Origin of the sequence: Hydrogenophaga sp. Root209, from assembly GCF_001428625.1 — a bacterium.
Lineage (GTDB): Bacteria > Pseudomonadota > Gammaproteobacteria > Burkholderiales > Burkholderiaceae_C > Hydrogenophaga.
Map to the genome: position 1 here is coordinate 137,313 of NZ_LMIE01000001.1, position 13,848 is coordinate 151,160.

At 66.3% G+C, this 13,848-nt stretch carries 14 protein-coding genes; 8 read left to right on the forward strand and 6 right to left on the reverse strand.

Features of this window, described 5'->3' with window-relative positions; translation table 11 throughout:
* Window positions 1-35: 35 nt before the first annotated feature.
* Window positions 36-926, reverse strand: coding sequence for a class I SAM-dependent methyltransferase (locus ASE11_RS00715; protein ID WP_056264345.1), 891 nt, complete (start codon window positions 924-926; stop codon window positions 36-38).
* Window positions 927-1,055: 129 nt separating this feature from the next.
* On the opposite strand from ASE11_RS00715, the gene ASE11_RS00720 reads away from it, so the two are divergent.
* From ASE11_RS00720 to ASE11_RS00755, 8 genes are all read left to right on the forward strand, one after another.
* Complete coding sequence (locus ASE11_RS00720; RefSeq protein ID WP_082585418.1) at window positions 1,056-1,742, forward strand: winged helix-turn-helix transcriptional regulator; 687 nt, start codon at window positions 1,056-1,058, stop codon at window positions 1,740-1,742.
* 570 nt (window positions 1,743-2,312) lie between these two features.
* On the forward strand, window positions 2,313-2,825 hold the full coding sequence (locus tag ASE11_RS00725) for a hypothetical protein (protein ID WP_056264348.1): 513 nt from the start codon (window positions 2,313-2,315) through the stop codon (window positions 2,823-2,825).
* Window position 2,826: 1 nt separating this feature from the next.
* Window positions 2,827-4,179: a c-type cytochrome gene (locus ASE11_RS00730; protein WP_056264353.1), complete on the forward strand. Its 1,353-nt coding sequence runs from the start codon at window positions 2,827-2,829 to the stop codon at window positions 4,177-4,179.
* 20 nt (window positions 4,180-4,199) lie between these two features.
* A complete protein-coding gene (locus ASE11_RS00735; protein WP_056264357.1) occupies window positions 4,200-5,999 on the forward strand; it encodes a cbb3-type cytochrome c oxidase subunit I in 1,800 nt (599 codons plus the stop codon).
* A 4-nt stretch (window positions 6,000-6,003) separates the two neighbouring features.
* Complete coding sequence (locus tag ASE11_RS00740; protein ID WP_056264361.1) at window positions 6,004-6,699, forward strand: heme-copper oxidase subunit III; 696 nt, start codon at window positions 6,004-6,006, stop codon at window positions 6,697-6,699.
* 13 nt (window positions 6,700-6,712) lie between these two features.
* Complete coding sequence (locus tag ASE11_RS00745) at window positions 6,713-7,417, forward strand: heme-copper oxidase subunit III family protein (protein WP_056264365.1); 705 nt, start codon at window positions 6,713-6,715, stop codon at window positions 7,415-7,417.
* A gap of 16 nt (window positions 7,418-7,433) precedes the next feature.
* On the forward strand, window positions 7,434-7,823 hold the full coding sequence (locus ASE11_RS00750; protein WP_056264369.1) for a cytochrome C oxidase subunit IV family protein: 390 nt from the start codon (window positions 7,434-7,436) through the stop codon (window positions 7,821-7,823).
* Between the two features lie 22 nt (window positions 7,824-7,845).
* Window positions 7,846-8,364: a hypothetical protein gene (locus tag ASE11_RS00755; RefSeq protein ID WP_056265558.1), complete on the forward strand. Its 519-nt coding sequence runs from the start codon at window positions 7,846-7,848 to the stop codon at window positions 8,362-8,364.
* Window positions 8,365-8,690: 326 nt separating this feature from the next.
* On the opposite strand, the gene ASE11_RS00760 is transcribed toward ASE11_RS00755, so the two are convergent.
* From ASE11_RS00760 to ASE11_RS00780, 5 genes are all read right to left on the reverse strand, one after another.
* The gene (locus ASE11_RS00760) at window positions 8,691-10,145 is read right to left on the reverse strand and encodes an aldehyde dehydrogenase (protein WP_056264373.1); all 1,455 of its coding nucleotides are present in this window, start codon (window positions 10,143-10,145) and stop codon (window positions 8,691-8,693) included.
* Window positions 10,146-10,281: 136 nt separating this feature from the next.
* Window positions 10,282-11,100, reverse strand: coding sequence for an ABC transporter ATP-binding protein (locus ASE11_RS00765; RefSeq protein WP_056264376.1), 819 nt, complete (start codon window positions 11,098-11,100; stop codon window positions 10,282-10,284).
* Window positions 11,097-11,891, reverse strand: coding sequence for an ABC transporter ATP-binding protein (locus ASE11_RS00770; RefSeq protein ID WP_056264381.1), 795 nt, complete (start codon window positions 11,889-11,891; stop codon window positions 11,097-11,099). Before ASE11_RS00770 ends, ASE11_RS00765 begins: the two co-directional genes overlap by 4 nt.
* Window positions 11,881-12,909, reverse strand: a complete 1,029-nt coding sequence (locus tag ASE11_RS00775) for a branched-chain amino acid ABC transporter permease (protein ID WP_056264384.1) — start codon at window positions 12,907-12,909, stop codon at window positions 11,881-11,883. Before ASE11_RS00775 ends, ASE11_RS00770 begins: the two co-directional genes overlap by 11 nt.
* Complete coding sequence (locus tag ASE11_RS00780; protein ID WP_056264387.1) at window positions 12,906-13,808, reverse strand: branched-chain amino acid ABC transporter permease; 903 nt, start codon at window positions 13,806-13,808, stop codon at window positions 12,906-12,908. The genes ASE11_RS00775 and ASE11_RS00780 overlap by 4 nt, the downstream gene beginning before the upstream one ends.
* Window positions 13,809-13,848: the final 40 nt, after the last annotated feature.

The following is a 13,848-nucleotide window of genomic DNA, read 5'->3' on the forward strand; positions in this document are numbered from 1 at the left end:
CCTTTGCCACATTGGCAAACAGTGTTTTGTTCCGCTCAGCGCGTGCCCGCCCCCACCAGCATCTCGCACGGCCCCACAAAACCTTCCGACGGGGTTTCGAAGCGGAGCAAGGCTTCCTCGATTTCTCTCCACGTGTCGGTGCGCTCGTCGTCGCTCAAGCTGGCCATCATCTGGTGCAGCGCGCCGAAGGATTCCCGTTCGAACCGCACGCACTCGGTGGCCGTCGGCAGACGGACCGGGGAGTTGACCTTGCGCACCTCCACGTCGCGAAAGCCCGCTTGCTCCAGCACTTTCGCCAGCACGCCCTCGCCGCCCAGGGAAAACGGCCCCGGTTGCCCGGGAAGGGGCGGTGGCAACTGCGCGCGGCGCCGGATGATGCCGACCGGCACGGCGAAGAAGGGATTGCGTTCGGCCGTGGAATACACCACGGCGGCGAAACGCCCGCCCGGCTTCAGTGCGTGACGGATGCCGGCGAGGGCGCGCTGCTGGTCGGGGAAGTAGATCAGGCCGACGCGCGACACCGCGGCGTCGAAGGAGGCGCCGGGCAACAGGTCGTGGCGCTCACCATCGAGCTCACGGGTTTCCACGTTAGACAGGCCGGCCTGCTCTGCCGCCTGCCGCGCATGGCGAAGGATCGTCGGCGAGATGTCGGTGGCCAGCACATGGCCGCGCGTGCCCACGCGACGCGCGGCGACCAGGGTTTGTTCGCCCGCGCCGGCCGCCACGTCGAGCACGCGCGAGCCGGGGCCAACGGCCGCCATGTCCAGCATGGCCTCGGTCGCGGGGCCGAGCCAGCGGGCCAGCAAGGGGCCCCATCGGTTCCAGGCTTCAGCGGCGTTCTCCCACTGCGCGCGCGTGGTCTGGCGAAACTTCTCGGCGTCGAAGACGGCCGGGGCAGCGGGGGCGGAAACGAGGGCTTCGGTCATGGCAGTGCTCCTTGGGATTTGACCGGTGCGACGTGCACGGTCGGTCTTCAAGTTAAGCCCCATGCCGGGCGCTCTCAAGTCCAGAATCTGGAGTAGGCGTTCTGCCAGCACACCACTAGACTGGCCCGCATGATCGACTACATGCAGTTCTGTACCGTCGCCCGGGGTGCCGAGGTGTTGGGCGAACTGTGGACGCCCCTGGTGGTGCGCGAGTTGCTCTGCGGCAGCCACCGTTTCAACGACATCCACCGCGGCGTGCCGCGCATGTCGGCCACGCTGTTGACGCAGCGCCTGCGCAAGTTGGAAGAGATTGGCGTCATCGAGCGGCGCCGCGTCGAGAAGACCTGGGAGTACCACCTGACGCCCGCAGGCGAGGAGCTGCGGCCGATCGTCGTGGGCATCGGCCACTGGGGAGCGCGCTGGATCGGCAGCCGGCTGCGGCGCGAGCAACTCGACGCGGGTTTCCTGATGTGGGACATCCGCCGCTTCGCGCGCCTGGACGAATTCCCCGATGGCGAGCGCACCGTCGTGCATTTCCGCTTCAGCGATGCGCCGGTGGCAGAGCGCCAATGGTGGCTGGTGGTGGACCACCACCAGGCCGACCTTTGCCGCGATGACCCGGGTCACGACGTCAGCGTGTTGGTCGACTCGACCGTGCGCGCACTCACCGAAATCTGGACCGGCGACAGCGCCCCGGAGCGGGAGATGCAGTCGGGAGACCTGAAAGTGCAGGGCGCAGGCCGAAACGGCCAGCGGCTCTGGCGCTGGCTGGGGCGCAGCCTGTTCGCGCCGACGCGAATGGCCCAGCAGCGGTGACCGCGGCGAATGCGCACCTTGGCGGTGGCCTCAACGCCTTTGGCGGCCACTTCAACCGCAAGACGGGCGAGTGCCATTGCCACCAGGCGAGGGGTTGTGGGGGTGCGCGTCAGTCTGCGAGTTGTGGGTGAGGGTGATCGCGGTTGAGGCGGCAGCCGGCTCTGCAGCGAACCGAGTCGGTCGATCCTTGGCCTGGTGTTCACGGTAGTGGCCCCCTACCGGTCATTGCCCCGCGCGAGCGAACGCGGTGCGACCGATCCTCGTCTGGTGCGGGGCTAGAGCGGGGAGCCGACCACGCTGTCGGCTCCAAGCGCACCGGCGGCTACGAGAACCCAAGAAACCGCATCGACACGCCGAGCGACAGACCGGGACGACATTGCATCCCGGCATCACGTCGCGCGAGGGCCGATGAGCCGACATTTCACTGCGCTGCACTGCACCATTCCCCGTGAGCCAGCGCGCAAGCGCGCTGGCTTGCGTTGACGGGTTAACGGGTGTACAAGGTTACCCGGCGTTGTTCCGGCGCAGGCCGGACAGCATGGGCACAACTCTCGCACGAGGGGGGGCGCCATGGACACGTTTCTTGGTTTGCGCAGCTGGCACTGGCGTGCGATGGACTGGGTCGCGGCAGCGGTCTCCGGTTTCGCTGCGGGTGCCGTGCTGATGGTCCTGGACCTGGTCTGGTCGGCCATCTTCAGTCCTGACGGCCCCTGGCGGACGTCCCACATGATTGCGCCGATCTTCAGCGGCGTAACCGACAGCCTGCAAACGGGCGATTACCGCTTCAGCGTCGGCGTGGTTTTTATCGCACTGCTCACCCATTACGTGCTTGGCATCGTCTTCGGACTGGTGCAGGCGGTCATTCTGGCGCAGCTGCGGCTCGACACCGAGCCGCTACAGGCGTTGGTGACAGGCGCGTTCATGGGCTTGTTGCTGTACGTGGTCAACTTCGAAGGGCTCACCGCATTCTTCCCCTGGCTGGCTGGCCTGCGTGGCACGGCCACCCTGGCCGCGCACCTCGTCTTCGGCTGTGTGGCCGCCGTCCTCTACTGGCGGCTGAAACGAACTGCGACGGAGTCCTAGCATGGCGGTCGCCCTGGCACTCGTCATCCTGGCGCTGGGCTCGGTCCTCTTCCACTTCCTGAGCCCCTGGTACTTCACGCCGATCGCCTCCAACTGGCGGGCCATCGACACCACGATCACTATCACCTTCTGGGTGACCGGTTTCGTCTTCGTCGCCCTCAGCCTATTCATGGCCTGGGCGGTGATCCGCTATCGCCATCGCCCAGGCTCGCACGCCGAGTACCAGCCCGAGAACAAGAAGCTCGAGTGGTGGCTGCTGGTCCTCACAGCCGTCGGCGTCGCCGCCATGCTCGCGCCCGGCTTGGTGGTGTGGTCGCAGGTCGTCAACGTGCCGCAGGAAGCGCAGGTGGTCGAGGCAGTTGCGCAGCAATGGCACTGGAGCTATCGCCTGCCCGGCAAGGACGGCAAGCTCGGAACCACCCACGCCCGCTACGTGACGGACGCCAATCCCTTCGGCATGAATCCCACTGATGCCGCCGGCCGCGACGACATCCTGCTGACCACCCCGGAACTGCGGGTGCCGCTGGGCAAGCCGCTCAAGCTGCTGCTGCGCTCCAAGGACGTCCTGCACAACTTCGCCATTGCCGAAATGCGGGTGAAGATGGACATGGTGCCCGGCATGGTCACCTATACCTGGTTCACGCCCATCCGTACGGGCTCCTTCGACCTGCTGTGCGAGGAACTGTGCGGCGTCGGCCACTTCGCCATGCGCGGCCGCTTGGTGGTGGACGAGCCCGCCGCTTACGCCGCCTGGCTGGAGAAGCAACCAACCTATGCCCAGTTGCGCGACACGCCAGCCGCCAATGCCACCATCGGCAAGAACTTCTATGCCGTCTGCGTCGCCTGCCACGGCGTCAATGGCGAGGGCAACGTGGCGCTCAACGCGCCCAAGCTCGCGGGTCAGAGCGCGTGGTACCTCGAACGGCAGCTGCACCTGTTCAAGAGCGGCGCCCGCGGGACGCACGAGAAAGACACCTTCGGCAAGATGATGGCGCCCATGGCGGCCACGCTGGCGGATGGCAGCGCCGTCGCCGACGTGGTGGCCTACATCGCCTCGCTGCCCGACACCCGGCCGGCAAGCACCATCAAGGGCAATGCCGACAAGGGACGTGCGCGCTGGGCCACCTGCGCCGCCTGCCACGGCGCCGAAGGCCGGGGCATCGCCGCGACCAACGCGCCGCGGCTGCAAGGCATGAACGACTGGTACATGGCCACGCAGCTGAAGAACTTCCGTGACGGCGTGCGCGGTGCGCACCCGCAGGACATCTACGGCGCCCAGATGGGGCTGGTCTCGGGAATGCTCAGGGACGACGCCGCGGTCGGCGACATCCTCGCCTACATCAACACGCGTTGAAACCACACCGGGGAGGCTGAATGAGCACTCATGTCGCGCACGACGAAACGGAAGTCGCTCCGCCGGCGGAAGTGGCAGAGGCCCACCTCTACCACCCCAAGACCTTCATCGGCAAGTACATCTGGAGCCAGGACGCCAAGGTCATCGCGATCCAGTACGCGCTGACGGCGATGGCCATCGGCCTGGTGGCGCTGGTGTTCTCCTGGCTCATGCGATTGCAGCTGGGCTTTCCGGGCCAAGTCTCGTTCATCGATCCGGCCGTCTACCTGCAGTTGGTGAGCATGCACGGGATGATCATGGTGATCTACCTGCTGACGGCGCTGTTCCTGGGAGGCTTCGGCAACTACCTGATCCCGCTGATGGTGGGCGCGCGCGACATGGTGTTCCCCTACGTCAACATGCTCAGCTACTGGATCTACCTGGCGGCCGTGCTGATCCTGGTGGCCAGCTTTTTCGTGCCGGGCGGGCCCACCGGTGCCGGATGGACGCTCTATCCGCCGCAGGCCATCCTGGACGGCACGCCGGGCGCCAACTGGGGCATCCTGCTGATGCTGATCTCGCTGGGCGTGTTCGTCATCGGATTCACCATGGGTGGCCTCAACTACGTGGTGACCGTGCTGCAGGCGCGCACCCGAGGCATGACCCTGATGCGGATGCCGCTGACGGTGTGGGGCATCTTCATGGCCACGATCATGGCGCTGCTGGCCTTTCCGGCGCTGTTCGTGAGCGCCATCATGATGTTCCTCGACCAGACGCTGGGAACCAGCTTCTTCATGCCGGCGCTGGTCTCCAAGGGACAGCAGTTGGGCCACACCGGTGGCAGCCCGCTGCTGTTCCAGCACCTGTTCTGGTTCTTCGGCCACCCCGAGGTCTACATCGTGGCGCTGCCGGCCTTCGGCATCGTGTCGGACCTCATCAGCGTGCACTCGCGCAAGAGCATCTTCGGCTACCGCATGATGGTGTGGGCGATCCTGATCATCGGCGGCCTGAGCTTCATCGTGTGGGCGCACCACATGTACGTGAGCGGCATGAACCCGTACTTCGGCTTCTTCTTCGCCACCACCACCCTGATCATCGCGGTGCCCACGGCGATCAAGGTCTACAACTGGGTGCTGACCCTGTGGAAGGGCAACATCCGCCTGAACGTGCCGATGCTGTTCGCCATCGCCTTCATCTTCACCTTCGTCAACGGCGGCCTGACGGGGCTGTTCCTCGGCAACGTGGTGGTCGACCTGCCGCTGTCGGACACCATGTTCGTCGTGGCCCACTTCCACATGGTGATGGGCATCGCGCCGGTGCTGGTGGTGTTCGGCGCCATCTATCACTGGTACCCCAAGATCACAGGCCGCATGCTCGACGACACCATGGGCAAGCTGCACTTCTGGGTGACCTTCGTCGGCACCTACGCCATCTTCTATCCCATGCACTACCTGGGCTTCATGGGGATCCCGCGGCGGTACTACGGCTTCGGCGGCACCAACTTCATCCCGGACTCGGCGCACCTGCTCAATGCCTGGATCTCCCTGGCGGCCTTCGTGGTCGGCGCGGCGCAACTAATCTTTCTCTACAACCTGGCGCACAGCTACTTCAAGGGCAAACTCGCGGGCGGCAACCCATGGCAGGCCACCAGCCTGGAATGGATGACGCCCGAGACACCGCCCGCCCATGGCAACTTCGGCAAGGAGCTGCCGACGGTGCACCGCTGGGCCTACGACTACGGCGTTGCAGGCCTGAAGACCGACTACATCCCGCAGAACGTGCCGCCCTCGGAAGTGGCGGCCGAAGCGTGGGCCAGGAACGACCCGCCGGCTGGCGCCTGATGCCATGACCATCGGCCTGATCTTTCTATCGCTGCTGGTGGCCGTCATCGTGGGGTGGCTGATGCGGCAGACCCTGGTGGAGCCCTGGCGCGCCGAGGTGGTGGTGCCCGAGGTGCGCGTGGGCCTGGCGGCCATGCCCACGACCAAGGTGGCGCTGTGGGTCTTCCTCGGCGTGGCCAGTTCCCTGTTCGTGCTGTTCGTCAGCGCCTACGTCATGCGGCTGGACCTGGCCGACTGGAGTCCCATTCCGCGGCCGCGCCTCCTGCTGCTCAACACCGTCTTCCTGATGGGGGCCAGCCTGGCCATGGAATGGACCGTGTACTCCGCGCGCCGTGCCGATGCCGGCAACGTGCGCCGCGGCCTGGCCGCCAGCGGCCTGCTGACCTTCGCCTTTCTGGCCGGTCAGCTCTACGTGTGGAAGCAGTACCACGACGCAGGCCTCCTCCTCTCCAGCAGCGCGGCCACCGCCTTCTTCTACCTGTTCACGGCGGTGCACGGACTACATGTGCTGGGCGGGCTGGTGGCCTGGGCGCGGGCCTCGCTGCGGGTCTGGCGCGGGGCCGACGCCGCGCGCATGCGACTGGCGTGCGAACTGTGCGCCACCTATTGGCACTACCTGCTGGCGGTGTGGGTGCTGTTGTACGCACTGCTGGTGTCGGAAGACCTGGGGTTGGCGATCTGTTCCGCCACGCCCCTCTGACAGGAGCTGAGCCATGGCGAACGAAGCGACGTTGGGGACAGGCGAAGGCTGGCGCGGCGCCGTGCGTGACGTCGCCTCGGACCAGCGCGCCTTCAAGGGCGTGCCCTGGGGCAAGCCGATGATGTGGATCTTCCTGCTTTCGGACACCTTCATCTTCGGCAGCTTCCTGATCGCGTACATGTCGGCGCGCATGGCGACCGTCACGCCCTGGCCCAACACGAGCGAGGTGTTCTCGCTCATGATGTTCGGCAAGAACGTGCCCCTGCTGCTGATCGCCATCATGACCTTCGTGTTGATCTCCAGCAGCGGCACGATGGCGCTCGCGGTCAACTACGGCTATCGGCGCAACCGCCGCACGACCTTCTGGCTGCTGGTGGCCACCGCGGCGCTCGGGGCCACCTTCGTCGGCATGCAGGCCTTCGAGTGGTACAAGCTCATCTCCGAAGGCGTGCGGCCCTGGGGCAACCCTTGGGGCGCGGCGCAGTTCGGCGCCTCCTTCTTCATGATCACGGGCTTCCACGGAACGCACGTGAGCATCGGCGTGATCTTCCTGGTCATCGTCGCCGCCAAGGTGGCGCGCGGCGACCTTGACCACGAGCGGCCCGGCTTCCTCACCCACCGCAAGGGCAACTACGAGATCGTGGAGATCATGGGCCTGTACTGGCACTTCGTGGACCTGGTGTGGGTCTTCATCTTCGCGTTCTTCTACCTCTGGTAGGCCAAGGGAGCCTCACATGGACCACGCAGAACACGGACAGCACGCAGGGCACGGCGGCGGCTCGCAAGACCAGGGCCAGCAGCATCCCCTGGGCATCTACTTCAAGATCTGGGGCTTGCTGTTCGTGCTGAGCGCCGCCTCATACATGGTGGACTACGCCCAGGTGCAGGGTCTGTTGCGCTGGTCGCTCATCATCATCTTCATGCTGCTGAAGGCGGGGCTGATCGTGGCCGTCTTCATGCACATGGTGTGGGAGCGCCTGGCCCTTATCTACGCCATCCTGGTGCCACCGCTGCTGCTGATCACGCTGATCGGCATCGGTGCGCTGGAGGCCGACTACACCTTCCTGTCACGCGGCGAGTTCTTCGCGCCGGTGGAGGAACTGAAGACAAGCGCCAACCATTGAAACCGTCCCAGAGGAGTTGATCATGCGCAAACGCATCTACTGGCTTCTGCCCGACCTGGACAGCGCCCGCACCACGATGAACGACCTGTTGCTGGCGCGTATCGATGTGCGCCACATCCATTTCGTCGCCCGGGAGGACGCCGACATGCGCGGCCTGCACGCGGCCAACGTGCTGCAGACATCCGACGTGGTGCGCTCGGCCGAGATAGGCCTGATCGTCGGCGCGGGCCTCGGCGGGCTGCTGGGGGCGCTGGTGGCCGTGCTCTATCCCATCGCGAGCGACGGGACGCAGTGGGGAATCGTCGCCCCCGGGCTGGCCATCTTCGGCGCGCTGTTCGGCACCTGGACTTCCTCCATGATCGGGATCTCCACGCCCAGCAAGCGCCTGCAGCGCTTCGCCGCCCAGATCGAGCGCGGCCGGTTGCTGCTGATGGTGGACGTGCCCATGTGGCGGGTCGAGGCCATCGAAAAGCGGCTGCAGGAATTGCATCCCGAGGCGTATTTGGAGGGGACGGAGCCGGACATCCCCGCGTTTCCCTGAGCGGGCTGCCACGGCCGGGCGCGCCGCAGTGCCGGCACGGCCAGGAGTAAGCACGTCCTCTCCAGCGGTCGCGGCTGCCTTCATGTGCTCTGGAGCGGGTTCGACCGACAGCGTTGCGGCGGTGCGAGCAGGACCGAGGCGGTCGCTTCAGGGTCGGAAGCTGTCAACCACGCGTCGATGGTGAGCGTCTCAGTCCAGTCTTGAACGGCCCTCCAGCCACCCAACGCAACCTGCGATCCCGACCCGACCACAGCCAAGCAGAACAAAGGCCCTGGAAGCACCGCCTCCAGGCCTTCTCCCTTCTTCCCCTCCTCACCAACCGGAAATCAGAACGGGTAGTGCCGCGGCGTCGTCTGCAAGGTGATCCAACGCAACTCGGTGAACTCGGCAATGCCGGCCTTGCCGCCGAAGCGACCGATGCCGCTGCCCTTCACGCCGCCAAACGGCATCTGTGCTTCATCGTGCACGGTCGGGCCGTTCACGTGGCAAATGCCACTGTCGATCTTGCGGGCCACGTTGAAGGCGCGCGCGATGTCGCCGCCGAACACGGCGGCCGAGAGGCCGTACTCGTTGTCGTTGGCGCAGGCTATCGCTTCTTCCACACCGTTCACGCGCACCACACATTTCACCGGGCCGAAGGTTTCCTCGTGGTAGATGCGCATGGCGGGGGTCACATGGTCGAGCACGGTGGCGGGCATGAGCGTGGTGTCGGCCTTGCCGCCACACGCGAGCTTGGCGCCTTTGGCCAATGCGTCGTCGATCAGCTCGTTGCAGTGGTGCACCGTGTTCATGCCGATCACCGAACCCAGCACCACCGGCTCGGGCTTGCGCGGATCGCCCAGCGGCAACGCCTTGGCCTTGTCGGTGAACTTCTTCACGAAGGCGTCCGCGATCTTCTGGTCCACGATGATGCGCTCGGTGCTCATGCAGATCTGGCCGCTGTTGGCAAACGCGCCGAAGGCCGCGCCGTTGACCGCGTCGTCGAGGTTGGCGTCGTCCAGGATCACCAGCGGTGCCTTGCCGCCCAACTCCAGCACCACGGGCTTGAGGTACTTGGCGCAGGTCATGGCGATGATCCTGCCGATCTTGGTGGAGCCGGTGAAGTTCACGCGGCGCACGGCCGGATGGGCCACCATGGCTTCGACCACGGCGCCCGCATCGGCCGGCGCGTTGGTGATGTAGTTCACCACGCCCGGCGGGAAGCCCGCTTCCTGAAACGCTTCGATGATCAACTGGTGGGTGCGCGGGCAGTTCTCGCTGCCCTTCAGGACCACGGTGTTGCCACAGGCCAGCGGCACACAGATGGCGCGCACGGCCAGGATGACGGGTGCGTTCCACGGCGCGATGCCCAACACCACACCGGCCGGCTGGCGCACGCCCATGGCAAGCGACCCGGGCACGTCAGACGGAATCACTTCGCCGGCCACCTGCGTGGTGAGCGCGGCGGCTTCGCGGATCATGCCGGCGGCCAGCATCACGTTGAAGCCGCCCCACATGCCGGTGGCGCCGGTCTCGGCCGACACGGCTTCGACGAACGCGGGCGTCTTGGCTTCCAGTGCGTCGGCGGCTTTGAGCAGCAGCGCGCGGCGCAGGCTGGGCCCCGTTTCGCTCCAGGTCTTGAAGGCTTCGGCGGCGGCTTCCACCGCCATCACCGCGTCGGCCGGCGACGCGGCGGGCGCGCGCGTGGCCACGCTGCCGTCTAGAGGGTTGCGGCGTTCGAAGGTGGCGCCTTTTTCGGCGGTGACTTTGAGGCCGTTGATGAGCATGGACATGTCGGACATGGGGTTCTCCTTTGAAATCAAAAACGAAACCGTTTGGACTGAGCAAGTTCCCTTTCGGGCTGAGCCTGTCGAAGCCTTCACACCACCGTGTGGGTGAGCCCTTCGACAGGCTCAGGGCGAACGGGGTAGGCAGGTATCAAGGGGTCATTGCCACGGCCTTGCGGCGCTGCACGGCATCGGCCGCGCTGGTGGTGCCGGTGGCGGGGTCCTTGTCGGCGCCAAGGTAGGCCTCGCGAATCACGGTGGAGCGCGCGAGCAGCTTGGCCGGACCGCTGGCCACCAGCGTGCCGCGCTCCATCACGTAGCCCCGGTCGGCCACGGCCAGCGCCTTCTTCACGTTCTGCTCCACCATCAGCACGGTGGTGCCGGCATCGGCAATGCGGCGCACGATGGTGAGCAATTCATCCACCATCTTGGGCGCGAGACCGAGCGAGGGTTCGTCGAGCATGAGCAGGCGCGGCGCGCACATCATGGCGCGCGCGACAGCCACCATCTGCTGCTCGCCACCGCTCATGGTGCCGGCCAGTTGCGTGGCGCGCTCCTTGAGCTTGGGAAAGTCCACGAAGGCCCGGGCCAGGCGCTCGGCGCGCAAGGCCTTGGGCACGAGCCAGCCGCCGAGTTCGAGGTTTTCCGCCACGGTGAGTTGCGGGAACAACTGGCGTCCTTCGGGCACCAGGGCCACACCGGCCTGCACGATCTCGTGCGTCTTCTCGGGCATCTCGGTGCCGTCGAGCAGCACCGAGCCGCCGCGCGGGATCAGCCCGTTGAGCGCCTTGAGCAGCGTGGTCTTGCCGGCACCGTTGGGGCCGAGCACCACGGTGAGACCGGGCTGGATGTCGAGCTTGAGGTCGCGCAGCACGAGGAAGGCGCCGTAGCCGGCCGAGAGGCCGTCGACCTTGAGGCGAGCGCGCGCGCCGCCACCGAGCTCGAAGGGGGTTGGGCGGTACCACATCATGCGGTGGCCTCCTCTGTCTCGTTCATCTCGTCGCCCAGGTAGGCCTCGATCACCTCGGCGTTGCGCACCACCTCGGCGGGTGTGCCGTCGGCAATCTTCCTGCCCTGGTGCAGCACGATCACGCGCTCCACATGGCGCAGCAGTGTGGTCACGGCATGTTCGATCCAGACCACGGTGAGGTCGAGCTCGTCGCGCAGGCGGCGGATCAGTCGCGCCATCTCCTCCACCTCGTTTTCGGTCAGGCCGGCGGCCACTTCGTCGAGCAGCAGCATGCGCGGGCGCGTGGCCAGCGCCATGCCGATTTCGAGCAGGCGCTGCTGTGAAGGCGTGATGGCCGCGGCCGGCAGATCGGCCTGGGCACTCAGGCCGATCAAGCCCAGGATGCTCTCGGGCGTGCGCAGCACCCAGGGCACGGTCGACTCTTCGCCCCACCAGATGTACTTGCGCGGCCGGCGGCCGGCGAACTTGAGGCCGAAGGCAATGTTGTCGCGCACCCGCATGTCGGCAAAGGTGCGCGGGGTCTGGAAGGTGCGCGCCAGCCCGTTGGCGGCAAAGCGGTGCGGCCCTTGGCCACTGAGCTCGCGCCCCTGCATCAGCAGCTTGCCGCTGGTGGCCTGGGTGACACCCGAGATGGCGTTGAAAAAGGTGGTCTTGCCCGCGCCGTTGGGGCCGATGATGCCGACGAGTTCGCCGGGCATGAAACGCGCGCTGACCGCGTCCACCGCGGTGAGGCCGCCGAAGCGCACGGTGATGTCGCGGGCGTCCAGGAGGGGTTCGCGTTCAGAAGACATCACGACGCTCTCTCAGGCTCTTCTCACGTTGCTTGCGGCGCTTCGTTTCGCCACTGACATCGTCGCGCGTCTCGACCCACCACGCCTTGGCGCCATCGCGCCAGCCACGGAAGGTCTCGGCGCGCAGCGAAGCCAGGCCACCGGGCAGGTACAGCACCGAGAGAATGAGCAGCAGGCCCAACGACATCATGTAGATCTGCGGCACCTGCAGGCGCAGCGTTTCGGCCAGCACGCTGAAGACGATGGCGGCGATCAGCGGGCCCCACAGCGTGGCCGCACCGCCGATGAGCGCGATCAGCACGGTCTGGAAACCGATGAAGGGGTTGAACACGGTGTGCGGATCGATGTAGGTCCAGCGCACCGACATGGCCGCGCCCACCGCACCGGCCACCGCGGCGGTGAGCGCGAAGCCCGCCACCTTCACCCAGCGCGTGTTCACGCCCAGTGTCTGGGCGCGCTGCTCATCGGCCCCGATACCCAGCATGGCCAGACCAAAGCGCGTGCGCCGGATGGTGATGGACAGCGCCACGGTGATCACGGCGAGTGCGAGCACGGTGAGGTAGATGGTGTCGCGCTCGGGCACCACCATGAGCACGCGGCCCACGGTGCCGGTCACGCTTTTCTCGAAGTAGCTGATGGCGTGGCGGATGAGCTCGGTCATGCCGAAGGTGAGCACCGCGAAGTAGGTGCCGCGCAGGTGCAGCACGGCCGCGCCCATGACCACGGCCACCCCGGCGGCAATCAGCGCACCCAGCCCGATGGCCTGCGCCCACGACACCTGCTCCAGCAGGATGGCGCTGGTGTAGGCGCCGATGCCGAAGAAGGCAGAGGTGGCCAGCGACAGATAGCGCGTGGTGCCGCAGAACAGCGCCCAGCTCGACGAGAGCGCGATGTACATCAGGCAGGTGAGCGCCATGGACACGGCGAACTCGCTGGCGAAGCCCGGCAGCGCCAGCGCCCAGCCGGTGAGGCCGAAGAGGACCAGCAGGTCGCGGATGAGGAATTGTCTTGAATTCATGATTTGCGGCTCTTGCGAGTGAAGAGCCCTTCGGGTCGCAGGAGCAATACGCTGATGAAGACCACGTAGCTCAACAGGGCCTTGAGCGATGGGTTGGTGAAGTGCATGCCAAGGGCTTCAATGACGCCGAGCAAAAGACCACCGGCGAGCGCACCGCCCATGCTGCCGAAGCCGCCCAGCGTGATGACGATGAGCGCGGTGATGGTGTACGGCTCGCCCATCGAGGGAGAGATGGTGTACGACATCGAAATCAGACAACCCGCCACACCCGAGAGGCCCAGGCCGATGCCGAACATGAGCGGGTGCAGGCGTTGCGTGTTGATGCCCATGAGCTGCGCGCCGGTGGGCGACTGCATGAGCGCGCGCACGCCCTTGCCCAGCAGCGTGGTGCGCATGAGCACGATGAGCGCGCCCGAGAACAGCAGGGCCAGTGCAAACACCAGCAGCTTGTTGCCCGCGAACTGGGCCGTGCCGTCGGGCAGCGGAATCTGCACCGGTTCGGTCAGGAAGTCGTAGCCGCGCAGGTCGCCACCCCACATCCACGAGGCGAAGTTCTGCACCAGGAACATCAAGCCGAAGGCGACCATCAAACCGCGCGCCTCGAAGATGTCGAGGTTGGGCGAGGTGGCGTTGAGGTGGCGAAAACACAGACGGTGGATCACCCAGCCCAGCACAAACAGCATGGCAAACGACACCGGCACCATGAAGAGCGGGTTCAGGCCGAGCGATGTCTGCGCCATCCAGGTGAGGTAGGCCCCCACCATGAGGAACTCGCCGTGCGCGATGTTGAGGATGCGCATCAGCCCGTACTGCAGGTTCAACCCGAGCGCGACGAGCGCATAGATGCCCCCGGTGATGAGACCGGAGGCGAGGAGTTCGAGCCAGGCGGAGAAGGACATGTTCAATGCGGAATGGGACAACCACCGTTCGCCCTGAGCT